A 12,383-nucleotide genomic window follows, 5' to 3' on the forward strand; every position below is an offset into this window, starting at 1 on the left:
GCTCGTTTGCGAGAAGGCTCGTAGTCGAGTAGGGGAGTAGGGGAGTAGGGCAGTAGGGCAGTAGGGCAGTAGGTGTCTATTCAGCCGACAGCTTGCGGATCAGAAGCCGCAAGAGCTTTCCTACGCTCTCGCTGTGGGGCATCAATGACTCGACCGCCTCGCGAGAGGTAATTCCAACCCTTTGCGCGATTAAAAGGTGTGTCTCCAGTTCCTTGAGTGATCCCTGGGCGATCCTGAGAAACTGCTGGTAGGAAGCTCGGCTTTCTCGGCCGTAACGCTCGGCGATGTTGGCGGGCACCGACGTTGCTGCCCGACGCACCTGACCCGTCAGCCCGTAGATCTCGTCTTTCGGCCAAGTCCTTGTCACCTGGTAGATTGCAACTGTTAGGTCCATGGCTTGCTGCCAAACGATCAGATCCCTGTACGATGCGATCTTGTCCGTCATCCTTGCCCTACTCCCCTACTGCCCTACTCCCCTACTACACATTCAGCAGCAAATACTCCCTCTCCCACGGGCTGATCACTTCCATGAAGGTTTCGAATTCCGCTCGCTTGATCGCCGCATAGGTGGCGGCAAATGACTTGCCGAGCAGCGCGCCGAGTTCTTCGTCTGCCTCGAACAGGTCGACGGCTTCGAGCAGGCTGCGCGGCAGGTCGATCTGGTCCTCGTTGGCGGTCGTCAGAACCGGCGGCTCGGCCTTGATCTTGTTGGTCATGCCGATCAGTCCGCAGGCAAGCGATGCCGCCAGCGCCAGATAGGGGTTGGCGTCGGAGGAGGGGATGCGGTTTTCGACGCGCCGCGCCGCCGGGTCGGAGCGGGGCACGCGGAAGGCCGTGGTGCGGTTGTCGTAGCCCCATTTGTTGTTGACCGGCGCCGAGGCCGACTGCGTCAGCCGCCGGTAGGAATTGACATAGGGCGCAAACATTACCAGCGCGTTGGGCACATGTTTCTGCATGCCGCCGATGAAGTGGAAGAAGGCGTCGGTCTCCGAGCCGTCCTCCGCCGAAAAGACGTTCTTGCCGGTCTTCTTGTCGATGATCGACTGATGGATATGCATGGCCGAACCGGGCTGCCCTTGGATCGGCTTGGCCATAAACGTGGCGTAGATCTCGTGCTTGAGCGCCGCCTCGCGGATGGTTCGCTTGAACATGAACACCTGATCGGCGAGCTCGATCGGATCGCCGTGACGCAGATTGATTTCGAGCTGGCCGGCGCCCTCCTCGTGGATCAGCGTGTCGATCTCCAGGCCCTGGCTTTCGGAGAAATGGTAGATGTCGTCGATCAATTCGTCGAATTCGTTAACCCCGGCGATCGAATAGCCGGCGCCGCCGCCGATCGGCCGCCCCGATCGACCTACCGGCGGGGTCAGCGGATAGTCCGGATCGGGGTTCTTGCGCACCAGGTAGAACTCGATCTCGGGTGCCACGACCGGCCTCAGTCCACGCTTGTCATAGGCGGCAAGCACGCGCTTCAGCACGTTGCGCGGCGTGAACTCGACCGAGCGGCCGTCCTGATGGACGAGGTCGCAGATAACCGCCGCAGTAGGGTCCTCCTCCCACGGCACCACCGTCAGCGTCGAGAGGTCAGGCATCAGCTTGAGGTCGCCGTCGTCCTCCGGATAGTGGAAGCCGTTGCCGTCCTCCGGATAGCCGCCGGAAATCGTTGTCATGAACACCGCCGAAGGCAGCGCCAGCGAGGTGTTGGAGGTGAACTTCTTCGATGGCATCATCTTGCCGCGCGCAACCCCGGCCTGGTCGGGTGTGATGCATTCGATATCTTCGATGCCGCGCCATTCCAGCCAGGCGCTGACTTCCTTCCAGTTCTTGACGCCACGTTGGTTTTTCACGAAGGCAGGCGTGCGGGCGCGTCCTCCGCGGCTCGACGGACGGACTTCCTTTTTTGCAGGCGGCATCAATCACCAGATTTGTTGCAGATTGTGGAGTATAGCCGTTGCCGGCGACGAAAGGGAAGGGGAGCCGGCTGGCGTCCGCCTCGACTAGCCGGGGAAACACAACGACTTCCGGATAAAAACATCCTGGTCTAGGGTCGGCGTCCCGCAACGCCGCAATTGAAGACGTCGAATGCAACACAGCCGCAAACTGACAACGATCGGCTTCGATGCCGACGACACGCTGTGGCAGAACGAACAGTTCTTCCGCGTGACCGAGAAGCGCTTTGCCGCACTGCTCGCCGATCACGCCGAGGAGGACCGGATTTCAGCAAGATTGCTGGAGGCCGAGAAGCGCAACCTCGCGGTCTACGGCTTCGGCATCAAGGGGTTCACGCTGTCGATGATCGAGACGGCGATCGACGTCACCGACGGCCAGGTGCGGGCCTCGACTATCGCCGAAATTCTCGCCGCGGGCCGCGAGATGCTCAGCCATCCGATCGAGCCGCTTCCGCATGCGCGCGAAACCGTGGAAAAGCTGGCCGGCGCCTACCGCCTGGTGCTGATCACCAAGGGCGACCTGTTCGACCAGGAACGCAAGCTCGCGCAATCCGGGCTGGGCGAGCTGTTTGATGCCGTCGAGATCGTCAGCGACAAGAGCGCGGCCACCTATAGCCGCATCTTCAGCCGCCACGGCGACGGCCCGGAAAAGGGCATGATGGTCGGCAACTCGCTCAAATCGGACGTCGTGCCGGCCATCGAAGCCGGCAGTTGGGGCATCCACGTTCCGCATGATCTGACCTGGGTGCTGGAACATGTCGAGCCGCCGGTCTCGGCACCACGCTTTCGCCAGATAGCCAATCTCGGTGAACTGCCGGGCTTGATCGAGCGTATCGGCGAGATTGATTGATCAGATCGGCAGCCGAGGCATCACGGTAGGCGTCAATTGCGGCTAATTGCGATCAGCCGGTCGATCACCGGCTGCAGCCGTTCGGTGGTGATCGGCTTGACGACCACTGCATCGATGACGCTGGACAGGCCCAGGCTCTCCGGCGTGCCGGTCTTGACTGAAAGCAGGATCACCGACGGAAGCGATCTGCCTGACGCCCTTCGCAGTGCATCGATACCCGACAGCAAGGCGTCGCAGTCCCCATTCTCCGCACCGCCGTCGAGAACGACAGCCCCGGGAATCAGCGCGTGCAAGGCCTTTGCCGCGCTTTCGGGAGATTCCGAGATCGGTTTGAGGCCGGACCGCTCCACGATTTTTGAAACCACGATGCGGTTGATCGGTGATTTTCCGACCACCAGCACCCGCGAGAAATCCGGGAGCATCCGCGTCTCCACGTCCCGGCTGACGAAAGGCAGCTGTTTTGCAGTCTCGATGTCGCGATTCGCAGGGCACATGGCGGGGCAGGCCGTTGTTCAATGTTTCAATGCAGGGTTGAAACTCGAGAGGTAATTGGCGTGAGATCACTGCTCATGTCAAGCTCAAATGGCGTATCAGGAGAATATCGCAAGAAATATTAAAATTAAAATTAAATGCTTTTCTTTGCCGCCGCTCGAAAGGAGAAGTCGCCACCACAACCGGGCAGGCTCAGCTAAGTTTGGCTGTGCAGCGCGAACGCGTCAACTAGCAGCTATAGCCAGATTGACGAAAGGTTGGATGAAGTCGAGGCAAGTCTGTCGCAAGCTTGTCGCATCGCCTCGCCGGACTACCCTTCCTCGTTGGCTACGCACGTCTCTTTGATCGACGGGAGATGACAATGGAACTCGTGACTCACAAGAAATTCAAAAATGGCCGGTTGATGCCATGGGGAAAGGGTACGGTCGTTACCGGCGCGAAGGGGTTTGTCCACCTTTCCGGAAACACCGCGACGGCCGAGGACTACGATCCGATCGGCAAAAGCGGCGGCGGCGCCATTGGCGATGCAGCGGCACAGTGGCGCACAATTCTCACCAATATCAAATCAGACCTGGAGGAGCTTGGCAGTGCGCTCGAGCATCTCATCAGGCTGACCTTCTTCGTTAAGGGACCGTTTCCCGATGGCGGCGTTCTGAGCTCTCCCAATTTTCGCCTGGACGTCTTGGACGAATTCTTTGCGGTGCACTGCCCGAAGCACTGCAGCTACAACAACCCGCCGCCCTCGGAAGTTATTGGCGTTGCAGCGCTTGCGCAGCCTGATCTTGTCATTGAAATCGTTGCACTAGCGGCTCTGCCGGATTAGGCAGGGCCGCTGCCTGCGAGGTGCGATAGCCCGCGTTCAAAAAAGGCGCGGTGCGGTAGAATTCATCAGTCGTGGCTCCGCTGCGTGACGATGACCGGGATCAGCAGATCGCCCCAATTGCCGTCGCCGCCATGGTGCCGTGCCGAGCGCACCAGTTCGACCGAGACGCCGGCCTCGACCGCCTTCATCACCGACTGATTGAGCCTGTGCAGATCGTTCGCCAGCATGCGGATGGTCGCCTGCTGGTCGACATTCATGCTGGTGGCCTGCTCTTCGGCCCGTTCCTTGACGCGGCTTATCGATGCCATTGGTCTTCTCCCTGTGTTGCCATGCCTGTTGTGTTGCCATGCCCGCTTGGGCGTTCCCTCTGTTTGTCTGCTGTCCCGCTATTCCGCCGCCGGCCTGAATTGGGCGTGCTCGGTCGATCCATGCATGGCCGTGGTCGAAGAACGGCCACCGGTGATCGCCATCGAGACGGCGTCGAAATAGCCGGTGCCGACCTCGCGCTGGTGCTTGGTGGCGGTGTAGCCATTGGCTTCCGCGGCGAATTCCGCCTCCTGCAGTTCCGCATAGGCTGCCATCTGCCGCTCCTTGTAGCCGCGAGCGAGCTCGAACATGCCGAAATTGAGCTGGTGGAAGCCGGCCAGCGTAATGAACTGGAACTTGTAGCCCATGGCGCCGAGTTCCTTCTGGAACTTCGCTATCGTCGCGTCGTCGAGATTCTTCTTCCAGTTGAAAGACGGCGAGCAATTATAGGCAAGCAGCTTGCCTGGATGATGCTTGCGCACACCCTCGGCAAACGTCCTGGCCTGCGCCAGATCTGGCTTTGAAGTCTCACACCAGATCAGGTCCGCATAGGGCGCATAGGCGACGGCGCGGGCGATGCAGGGCTCGATGCCGTTGCTGACATGGTAGAAGCCCTCCGCAGTGCGGCCGGCGCCATAATCGACGAAAGGTCGGTCGCGTTCGTCGATGTCGGAGGTCAAGAGCTTCGCCGCTTCAGCGTCGGTGCGCGCCACGACCAGCGTCGGCGTGCCCATGACGTCGGCGGCAAGCCGCGCCGCGTTGAGGTTGCGGATGTGTGCGGCGGTCGGGATCAGCACCTTGCCGCCGAGATGGCCGCATTTCTTCTCCGAAGCCAGCTGGTCCTCGTAGTGGACACCGGCCGCACCCGCCTCGATGAATGCCTTCATGATCTCGAAGGCGTTGAGCGGCCCGCCGAAGCCGGCTTCGGCATCGGCGACGATCGGCGCGAACCAGGTGTCGACCGACAGCCCCTTGCCTTCCGAAGTCTCGATCTGGTCGGCGCGCTGTAAGGTGCGGTTGATGCGCTTGACCAGCTCGGGCGCGGCATTGGCGGGATAAAGCGACTGGTCCGGGTACATGGCGGAAGCGGTGTTGGCATCGGCGGCGACCTGCCATCCCGACAGATAGATCGCTTTCAGCCCCGCCCGCACCTGCTGCATCGCCTGGTTGCCCGACATGGCACCCAGCGCGTTGACGAAATCTTCTTCATGGATGAGCTGCCACAGCCGGTTTGCCCCCATTTCGGCGAGGCTCTGCCGGATCTGCACCGAGCCGCGCAGCCGCTTCACCTCCTCCGGCCAATAGGGCCGTTCGATGCCATCAAAGCGACCTTGCGGCGCCGACGGGACAAGGTTGTAAAAGTCGGTCATTGGTCACTCCAGGCGGTTTTGATGCCGGTTTTCGGAAGGCGTCGCAGAGGAAAAATGCGTGCCCCATGTGTGACATCATTTACATGCCGGCACGACGCAAGCGAGGTAAACCTCCAGGTTAGCCAGAAAATAAGAGAAAACCTGTGTTGTGTTTGACGGATGAGAGCTGTAAATTTGTCATGATTGTAAAACGCCGCCATGCCATCAGCGGATGTAAATTTCTGTCAAGGGCAGTCGATTGGCCGACCACAAAATCTTTGCCGGGCCGCGCATTCGTCGCATCCGCAACGCCAAGGGGCTGACCCAGACGGCGATGGCCGAAGGGCTCGGCATCTCGCCGTCCTATCTCAATCTCATCGAGCGCAACCAGCGGCCGCTGACGGTGCAACTGATCCTGAGGCTGGCAACCGTCTACAAGGTCGACCCACATGAATTGCAGGGCGAGGCGAGGGGGTCGGTCGCCGATTTGAAGGAAGTGTTTTCAGATCCGTTGCTGGCCGGCGAACTGCCGGGCGACCAGGAACTCATCGAGCTTGCCGAGGCGGCGCCAAATGCTTCCGCCGCTGTCATAAAGCTGTTTCGCGCCTATCGCGAGCAGGCCGAGCGATTGTCGGATATCAACGAGCTGCTCGCGCGTGAGGGCAAGGCCACCGCCCTCTCCGGTGCCAGGCTGCCGATCGACGAGGTGCATGAGATTTTCGAACGCCGGCCGAACCATTTTGCCGCGCTCGAAGAGGAAGCCGAGGCATTCACGTCGGTGCTCGATCCCGGCGACGATCTGTTCAGTGCGTTGAAGGCTTGGCTGCGGCGTGAATTCGGCATCGTCGTCAAGGTACTGCCGGTCGCCACCATGCCCAACTGGCGGCGTCGCTATGACCGTCACTCGCAGCGCCTGTTCCTGTCCGAGCGGCTGTCGCCATTCGATCAACTGCGCGAGGTGGCGATGGAGGCCTGCCTGATCCGCATGAGCGTCGCTGTCGCCGCCGAGATCCAGGTGCTGAAGCTGACCACCGACGAAGCCCGCCGGCTGGCGCGTTTCGAGCTCGGCCGCTATGCCGCGCACGCGCTGATGATGCCCTATCAGCCTTTTCATGCGGCGGCGGTCCGCGCCCGCTATGACATCGACATGTTGCGGTCGCGCTTCGGCGTTTCGTTCGAGCAGGCGGCCAACCGGCTGACCACCCTGCAGCGGCCGGGTGCGCTGGCTGTGCCGTTCTTCATGCTCGAGGTCGACAATGCCGGCAATCGCTTCCGCAAGGCGGGCAGCCACGGCTTTCCGCAAAGCCGCTTCGGCGGCGGCTGTCCGAAGCTGCCGGTCCATGCCGCCTTCGCTCAGCCCGGCCAGATCCTGGTCGAGGCAGTGGAAATGCCAGATGGCGCAGCGTTTCTCTGCATTGCCCGCACGCTCGAGGGGCCGCAGGGCTCGTTTGCCGAGCGCCCGCGGCGCACGGCGCTGTTGCTCGGCTGCGACATCGGTTTTCGCGACGAGGTCGTCTATGGAGCGGCATTGCCGGGGCCGGCCGCCATCGGCAAGACCGGACAGAGCGCCGCTGCGCTGGCTACGCCGGTCGGCCCTGCCTGCCGGCTGTGCGAACGCATCGGCTGCCTCGCCCGCGCCGAGCCACCCGTTACACGTCCGCTCGGCCTCGACGAGATGGTCACGGGACTGTCGGCGTTCGATTTCCAGTGATTCGGCTCCAGCAATATTGCGGCTGAATCTTCGACCAAAGGACCTCATCTGTTCCTGCGGCGGCAACCAGTAAGCTGGTTCGCGGTTGCCGGCCAAAATATTGGTTCGGCCAAAATATTGATTCAGCCGAATATTGATTCAGCATTGACGGTACGGTATCAAAAAAAAGAACTGCGCAACGGTCGGGGGATCAATGATGGGCAGGACAGTTTTTTGGCTTGGCTTGGCGCTCGCGTTTTCCCCCGATCCCGCATTGGCTGAAAAGTCCTCGGATTTCTTCAAGTCCTATCAACAGTATAATGATGCCGGCAAGGCGTTCCTGGACAAGATCGATCCGAAGACCGGCGCGATAAATCTTGCCGAAGGCATCCATCTCGACCTCAAGGACAAGTTCTATTTTCTGGACTAGAAGGACACGCTCTCCGTCCTCACCGAAGCCTGGGGCAATCCGCCCGACTCTGGTTCCGATGCCCTCGGCATGATCTTTCCAGTCTCCCATGATCCCATTGCCGACAACAATTGGGGGATAGAGCTGCGCTGGGAAAAGATCGGTTACGTCGACGACAGCGACGCCGCGTCCATCGATTACAATGAACTGCTGCGCAACATGCAGTCAGACACTCTGTCCGGCAACGATCAGAGGGTAAAGGATGGCTATGCGCCCATTACGCTGATCGGCTGGGCGTCGCCGCCGGTTTATGACGCGGCCCACAAGCGCCTGCACTGGGCCAAGGAGCTGCAATTTGGCAACGATGCCGCCCATACGCTCAACTACGACGTCCGTTTCCTTGGCAGGGAGGGCGTCTTCGTGATGAGCTATATCGCGACGGTGGAACAATTGCCGGAGATAAGGCAAAGCCTGGATGAAGTGCTTGGCCTCGCGGACTTCAATACCGGCAAGACATACGCTGATTTCGTGCCGGGCGTCGATACTGTTGCGGCGATTGGCGTCGGTGGCCTGATTGCCGGCAAGCTGGCGGCGAAAGCAGGTTTTCTGGTCGTGGCGCTGATCGCGCTGAAAAAGTTTGGCCTGCTCCTGCTGGTTCCGCTGGCCGGTCTCTGGCGCTTTATCCGCGGCAATAGGGGCACGTCGTAAAGCCATCGTCGACCGGTCGCCTCGGATCATCGCCGGGCGAGGGCGATGCGCCCTCATCAGTGCGCCAAACGGAACATCGAACTGGATCACGCCCGGCCTTCTGCTTTGCGTTACGCGAATGAGGCACGTCTCTGTCGTCCATTGCACATCGTGCTGCTCCGAATTCGCCGACAGTCATACCCATGACCGATACCGCATCATCTCCGGTTGCCGCTTCGCCGATCGTGTCGCCGCAAGGCGAACGCGTCGGCTTCCTGCTGGTATTCCTGTCGGCGTTGATGTGGAGCTTCGGCGGCAGCATTGCGCGCTTCATCGACAACGCCGACAGCTGGACGGTGGTGTTCTGGCGCTCGGTCTGGGCCGCCGCCTTCCTGCTCTGCTTCATGGTCTGGCGCGATGGCTGGCGTGGCACGCTGAAGCTGTTTCGCGGCATGGGCCTGGCCGGCCTTGCGGTGGCGTTCTGCTTCGCCACGGCGTCGACCTCTTTCGTCGTGGCGCTTGCCTATACCACCGTCGCCAACATCCTGTTGATGCAGGCCGGCGTGCCGCTTCTGGCGGCGCTGTTTGCCTGGGCGCTGTTTCGCGAACGGGTGGCGGTGGCGACCTGGGTGGCGATCGCCGCCGTTATTGTCGGCGTCGCCATCATGGTGTCGGAATCGCTCGATGGCGCGGTGTCGCCAATCGGCGACGGGCTGGCGCTGCTCATCGCTGTCATGTTCTCGATCGCCACCGTCATCACGCGCCGCTTTGCCCATGTGCGCATGACGCCGGCGACCTGCCTCGGCACGATGCTGGCGGCCGCCTTTGCGGCATCGCAGGCGTTGGCGCTGGGCGTCTCCAGCCACGATATGGGCTTCCTCTTTGCCTTTGGCGTGATCAATCTGGGACTCGGTCTCGCCTTCTTCGCCACCGGTGCCCGGCTTGTTCCGGCCGCTGTGGCGGCGCTGCTCGGCACGTTCGAACCGATCCTTGGCCCGATCTGGGTCTGGCTCATTCATTCCGAGGTGCCGTCGGCGCGGACCATCGTCGGCGGTGCCGTCGTCGTCACCGCGCTCCTCGTCCATATCGGGCTCGAGTTCAAGCGCCAGACGCGGCCCGCGCGAGCGGGCGTCATCGGTGTGCCGTCACCTAATTGATGCAGTGCGCGCGTCAAAGCGAGATGAACCATTGACAACGTCGCAGCCGCGCGGGCAGGCTGCGATCACGGCAACAACAAGACAGGCGTATCTTGCCAAGTCTCCATGCCGGCCGCATTGAGGCCGGACAATATCGTCGTCTCCCTGCCCGCGCCGTAGCGAAAGCTTCCGACGGCGTCGGAACACCACCAACGCCACGCCAGGTCTTCGCTGTCGGCTCGCCGCCGAACCATAATGGCGCCGGCAATTCGCGCTTGTCGCCTGCCTGCAAGCCCAATACCTTGAAGCAAATGCCCAGCCGCGCGGACGCCGCGACGAGCTGGCGACGGAACACTCATCAAAGGAGAATAGCATGACCCGCAAAGCGCTCTGGCTTTCGGCGACTTCGGCGTTTCTGGCAGTTTTTACCTTTGGCGCGCATGCCGAGGATCGCGTCGTCAACGTCTTCAACTGGTCGGACTATATCGACAGTTCGATCATCGACGACTTCACCAAGGAAACCGGCATCAAGGTCGTCTACGACACTTTCGATTCCAACGAGATCCTGGAAACGAAACTGCTCGCCGGCGGCAGCGGCTACGATGTCGTCGTGCCCAGCGGCAATTTCCTTGCACGCCAGATCCAGGCGGGTGTGTTCCAGAAGCTCGACAAGTCGAAACTGCCGAACATTTCAAATATGTGGGACACGGTCATGGAACGGACCGCCAAATATGATCCCGGCAACGAATATTCGATCAACTACATGTGGGGTACGGTCGGCATCGGCTACAACATCAAGAAGGTGCAGGCAGCGCTCGGCACCGACAAGATCGACAGCTGGGACGTGTTCTTCAATCCCGAAAGCCTGGCCAAATTGAAGGACTGCGGCGTCTATGTACTGGATTCGCCGGCCGACATCATACCGGCGGCACTGAAATATCTGGGCCTCGATCCGAACAGCACGTCGCCCGATGAGATTGCCAAGGCCGAAGAAACCTTGCTGAAGGTCCGGCCCTATATCCGCAAGTTCCACTCCTCCGAATACATCAACGCCCTGGCCAATGGCGACATCTGCCTGGCGGTCGGCTGGTCGGGTGACGTCTTCCAGGCCCGCAACCGCGCGGACGAAGCCAAGCAGGGTGTCGAGATCGGCTACTCCGTGCCGAAGGAAGGTGCCCAGATGTGGTTCGACCAGATGGCGATCCCGGCCGGTGCAGCGCATGTCGCCGAAGCGCATGAGTTCCTGAACTACATGATGAAGCCCGAAGTGATCGCCAAATCGTCGAACTATGTGCTCTATGCCAACGGCAACAAGGCTTCGCAGCAGTTCATCGACAAGGCGATCCTGGAAGATCCGGCGATCTATCCGGATGCAGCCACCTTGCAGAAGCTCTACACCGTATCGCCTTACGATCCCAAGACCCAGCGCATCATCACCCGCACCTGGACCAAGATCGTCACCGGCCAATAGCAATCTGACCAGGCTCCGGCAGCCGTTGCCGGAGCCGCTTTCTCATGGGGCAAGCAGCAGGACGGAGTGGGACATGAAATCGCTTGGCAGCATCCGCAGGGATTTTGCGCCATGGAACGATCCGAACGCCAAGCCATACATCCAGTTCGACAACGTCACCAAGAAATTCGGTGAGTTCACAGCGGTCAACAACCTGTCGCTGACCATTTTCGAACGCGAATTCTTTGCCTTGCTGGGGGCCTCAGGCTGCGGGAAATCGACACTGCTCAGGATGCTTGCGGGCTTCGAGGAGCCGACCGCCGGCCGCATCCTGCTCGACGGCCAGGATCTGCGCGGCATTCCGCCCTACCGGCGGCCGGTCAACATGATGTTCCAGTCCTACGCCTTGTTTCCGCACATGACGGTCGAGAACAATATCGCCTTCGGCCTCAAGCAGGAAGGCATGGCCAAGGCCGACATCGACAAGCGCGTCGCCGAGATGCTGAAGCTGGTCAAGCTCGAGCAGTTCGCCAAGCGCAAACCGCACCAATTGTCGGGCGGCCAGCGCCAGCGCGTCGCACTCGCGCGCTCGGTGGCCAAGCGGCCGAAAGTCCTGCTGCTCGACGAGCCGCTTGGCGCGCTGGACAAGAAGCTGCGCGAGGAGACCCAGTTCGAGCTGATGGACCTGCAGCAGAACCTCGGCCTCACCTTCGTCGTCGTCACCCATGATCAGGAAGAGGCGATGACGATGGCCGACCGCATCGCCATCATCGACAAGGGCGAGGTGATGCAGGTGGCGACGCCGGCCGAGGTCTACGAAGCGCCGGGTTCCCGCTTCGTCGCCGGCTTCGTCGGCAATGTGAATATGTTCGACGGCAAGATCGCGGCTGGCGAGGCCGGCAGCGCGAGCATCGATGCCGGCAACGGCATCACCATCCGGACCGAAAATGCCGGCAGTGCCGCCGCCGGAACATCGGTTACCTTCGCCATCAGGCCGGAGAAGATAAAGGTGTCCTCCACGAAACCGGCCGGTGCCGTCAACGCCATCGAGGGCGAGGTCTACGATATAGCCTATCTCGGCGACATGACCGTCTATCACGTCAGGCTGGACGACGGTCAGGTGGTGCGGGCGAGCACCATGAACGCGGCACGCCTCACCGAGGACCCATTGACCTGGAACGACCGCGCCTGGGTTTCTTTCCGCCCCGACGCCGGCGTCGTCCTGACACGGTAGAGACTGAT

General features: G+C 61.2%; 12 protein-coding genes and 1 pseudogene. 8 read left to right on the top strand and 5 right to left on the bottom strand.

Going from position 1 to position 12,383, the window contains the following annotated elements; translation table 11 throughout:
- Positions 1-76: 76 nt before the first annotated feature.
- Both NKH60_RS24715 and NKH60_RS24720 read right to left on the bottom strand, forming a co-directional pair.
- Positions 77-445 (bottom strand): four helix bundle protein, encoded by a 369-nt coding sequence (locus NKH60_RS24715; RefSeq protein ID WP_352616662.1) that lies wholly within the window; start codon positions 443-445, stop codon positions 77-79.
- 34 nt (positions 446-479) lie between these two features.
- The gene (locus NKH60_RS24720; RefSeq protein WP_023677442.1) at positions 480-1,913 is read right to left on the bottom strand and encodes a glutamine synthetase family protein; all 1,434 of its coding nucleotides are present in this window, start codon (positions 1,911-1,913) and stop codon (positions 480-482) included.
- Between the two features lie 169 nt (positions 1,914-2,082).
- On the opposite strand from NKH60_RS24720, the gene NKH60_RS24725 reads away from it, so the two are divergent.
- Positions 2,083-2,799: an HAD family hydrolase gene (locus tag NKH60_RS24725; protein ID WP_352616665.1), complete on the top strand. Its 717-nt coding sequence runs from the start codon at positions 2,083-2,085 to the stop codon at positions 2,797-2,799.
- 32 nt (positions 2,800-2,831) lie between these two features.
- On the opposite strand, the gene NKH60_RS24730 is transcribed toward NKH60_RS24725, so the two are convergent.
- Positions 2,832-3,221: an ANTAR domain-containing protein gene (locus tag NKH60_RS24730; protein ID WP_352616668.1), complete on the bottom strand. Its 390-nt coding sequence runs from the start codon at positions 3,219-3,221 to the stop codon at positions 2,832-2,834.
- A gap of 425 nt (positions 3,222-3,646) precedes the next feature.
- Between NKH60_RS24730 and NKH60_RS24735 the strand changes: the two genes are divergently transcribed.
- A complete protein-coding gene (locus NKH60_RS24735) occupies positions 3,647-4,114 on the top strand; it encodes a RidA family protein (protein ID WP_352616670.1) in 468 nt (155 codons plus the stop codon).
- A gap of 65 nt (positions 4,115-4,179) precedes the next feature.
- On the opposite strand, the gene NKH60_RS24740 is transcribed toward NKH60_RS24735, so the two are convergent.
- Together NKH60_RS24740 and aceA are read right to left on the bottom strand one after the other, a co-directional pair.
- Entirely contained in the window at positions 4,180-4,422 is a 243-nt protein-coding gene (locus tag NKH60_RS24740) for an SMc00767 family acetate metabolism repressor (RefSeq protein ID WP_023719402.1), read from the bottom strand.
- Positions 4,423-4,500: 78 nt separating this feature from the next.
- Positions 4,501-5,790 carry an isocitrate lyase gene (aceA, locus tag NKH60_RS24745; RefSeq protein WP_352616673.1) on the bottom strand — a complete coding sequence of 430 codons (1,290 nt, stop codon included), beginning with the start codon at positions 5,788-5,790 and terminating at the stop codon, positions 4,501-4,503.
- A 238-nt stretch (positions 5,791-6,028) separates the two neighbouring features.
- Here aceA and NKH60_RS24750 point away from each other — a divergent pair, with 238 nt between their 5' ends.
- The 6 genes and pseudogenes from NKH60_RS24750 (at position 6,029) to NKH60_RS24775 (ending at position 12,375) form a co-directional block, all read left to right on the top strand.
- Positions 6,029-7,480, top strand: coding sequence for a helix-turn-helix domain-containing protein (locus tag NKH60_RS24750; RefSeq protein WP_352472710.1), 1,452 nt, complete (start codon positions 6,029-6,031; stop codon positions 7,478-7,480).
- 253 nt (positions 7,481-7,733) lie between these two features.
- Positions 7,734-7,889 carry a hypothetical protein gene (locus NKH60_RS24755; RefSeq protein ID WP_352873664.1) on the top strand — a complete coding sequence of 52 codons (156 nt, stop codon included), beginning with the start codon at positions 7,734-7,736 and terminating at the stop codon, positions 7,887-7,889.
- A 15-nt stretch (positions 7,890-7,904) separates the two neighbouring features.
- A pseudogene (locus NKH60_RS24760) lies at positions 7,905-8,576 on the top strand (DUF2167 domain-containing protein); the annotation flags it as partial.
- A gap of 182 nt (positions 8,577-8,758) precedes the next feature.
- A complete protein-coding gene (locus tag NKH60_RS24765) occupies positions 8,759-9,712 on the top strand; it encodes a DMT family transporter (RefSeq protein ID WP_352472708.1) in 954 nt (317 codons plus the stop codon).
- 352 nt (positions 9,713-10,064) lie between these two features.
- Positions 10,065-11,162 (top strand): polyamine ABC transporter substrate-binding protein, encoded by a 1,098-nt coding sequence (locus tag NKH60_RS24770; RefSeq protein ID WP_352472707.1) that lies wholly within the window; start codon positions 10,065-10,067, stop codon positions 11,160-11,162.
- A 73-nt stretch (positions 11,163-11,235) separates the two neighbouring features.
- Positions 11,236-12,375: an ABC transporter ATP-binding protein gene (locus NKH60_RS24775; protein ID WP_023677452.1), complete on the top strand. Its 1,140-nt coding sequence runs from the start codon at positions 11,236-11,238 to the stop codon at positions 12,373-12,375.
- The last annotated feature ends 8 nt before the right edge of the window (positions 12,376-12,383 follow it).

The organism is Mesorhizobium sp. M1006, assembly GCF_040318825.1.
Lineage (GTDB): Bacteria > Pseudomonadota > Alphaproteobacteria > Rhizobiales > Rhizobiaceae > Mesorhizobium.

Excerpts from the sequence above, each read along its gene's own strand:
- aceA (WP_352616673.1), bottom strand. The coding sequence starts at position 5,790 with ATGACCGACTTTTACAACCTTGTCCCGTCGGCGCCGCAAGGTCGCTTT.
- NKH60_RS24770 (WP_352472707.1), top strand. The coding sequence starts at position 10,065 with ATGACCCGCAAAGCGCTCTGGCTTTCGGCGACTTCGGCGTTTCTGGCA.
- NKH60_RS24730 (WP_352616668.1), bottom strand. The coding sequence starts at position 3,221 with ATGCTCCCGGATTTCTCGCGGGTGCTGGTGGTCGGAAAATCACCGATC.
- NKH60_RS24735 (WP_352616670.1), top strand. The coding sequence starts at position 3,647 with ATGACAATGGAACTCGTGACTCACAAGAAATTCAAAAATGGCCGGTTG.
- NKH60_RS24740 (WP_023719402.1), bottom strand. The coding sequence starts at position 4,422 with ATGGCATCGATAAGCCGCGTCAAGGAACGGGCCGAAGAGCAGGCCACC.
- NKH60_RS24775 (WP_023677452.1), top strand. The coding sequence starts at position 11,236 with ATGAAATCGCTTGGCAGCATCCGCAGGGATTTTGCGCCATGGAACGAT.
- NKH60_RS24765 (WP_352472708.1), top strand. The coding sequence starts at position 8,759 with ATGACCGATACCGCATCATCTCCGGTTGCCGCTTCGCCGATCGTGTCG.
- NKH60_RS24725 (WP_352616665.1), top strand. The coding sequence starts at position 2,083 with ATGCAACACAGCCGCAAACTGACAACGATCGGCTTCGATGCCGACGAC.
- NKH60_RS24715 (WP_352616662.1), bottom strand. The coding sequence starts at position 445 with ATGACGGACAAGATCGCATCGTACAGGGATCTGATCGTTTGGCAGCAA.
- NKH60_RS24720 (WP_023677442.1), bottom strand. The coding sequence starts at position 1,913 with ATGCCGCCTGCAAAAAAGGAAGTCCGTCCGTCGAGCCGCGGAGGACGC.